This window comes from Bradyrhizobium sp. WSM4874 (assembly GCF_055811835.1).
In genome coordinates this window covers 1-1,032 of sequence record NZ_JBVVPR010000161.1, presented here as the reverse complement: position 1 = coordinate 1,032, position 1,032 = coordinate 1, and the positions used below count along the sequence as shown (strand labels likewise).

Annotated in this window: 1 protein-coding gene; it reads right to left on the bottom strand. The window is 61.8% G+C overall.

Features of this window, described 5'->3' with window-relative positions; translation table 11 throughout:
* A partial coding sequence (locus tag AC0L3P_RS39825; RefSeq protein WP_473309444.1) for an IS481 family transposase occupies positions 1-949 on the bottom strand: 949 nt, incomplete at its 3' end.
* Positions 950-1,032: the final 83 nt, after the last annotated feature.

Sequence of the window (1,032 nt, the reverse complement as noted above, 5' to 3'; positions counted from 1 at the left end):
TGTGGAGCCTCAAGAGGTTGTCCACGGTCAGACCGAGCCTGCTGATGGGCGTTTGAGATTTTATCCCGGCGTGCGGCCGATGCCAGTTGTATTTGTGTAGCCAGATGGGCAATTCGTCACCGCGGCGATCTGACGTGGGATAGGCTTGAGCGTAGGCCCATTCCCGGAGTGCGGTCTGGATGAAGCGCTCGGCCTTGCCGTTTGTTTGCGGCCTGTAGGGCCTGGTGAAGATGTGTTTGAGGCCCAGCCTTTTACAAGCCTTGGCAAACGCTCTGGCGCGATAGCAGGAGCCGTTGTCGGTCATGATGCCGGTGACCTTCATGCCGAGGCCCTGGAAGTAGGCGACGACGTCCTTGAGGAAGGCGATGGCGCTCTCCTTCTTCTCGTCGGGGCGGATCTGAGAGAAGGCAAGGCGCGAAGCATCGTCGATCGCGACGTGGACGAACTCGTGACCGACGCCGCGGCTTTCACCTTTCTGGCGATCGCCGGTGATGCGGTGGCCGGGCCTGACGAATCTCCCGAGCTTCTTGATATCGATATGGATGAGTTCGCCGGGAGACTCGCGCTCATAGCGCCGCGCCGGCTCGGCCGGCTCCAGATCGCGTATCCGGCTCAATCCCAAGCGGCGAAGGATGCGGCTGACGGTGGCCGGGGACACCTCGACCTCGGCGGCAATATGCTTGCCGGTGTGGCGCTGCCGGCGCAACGTCGCGACGGCGGCGCATGTGGCTGGCGGGGTCTGGCTCGGCGAGGAATGAGGTCGTGACGAGCGGTCGAGCAAACCATCCACACCTTCCGCGCGGAACCGCTTGACCCACTTGGCAACCGTTTTGGGCGTCGTATTGAACTGGTCAGCCGCGTCGGCCTTGCTCAGCCTGCCATCCACCACGCTTCGTACCATCGCCTCTCGACCTTTGGGGGTCAGAGGTGCATTCTTGTGGACGTTCATCTGGTCTCTCCTTGGAACACTGAAGCTTCGCAACCTCAGCTTCCTCGGTTCAGACCAGATGGACAACCTCCTGAGAGACCACA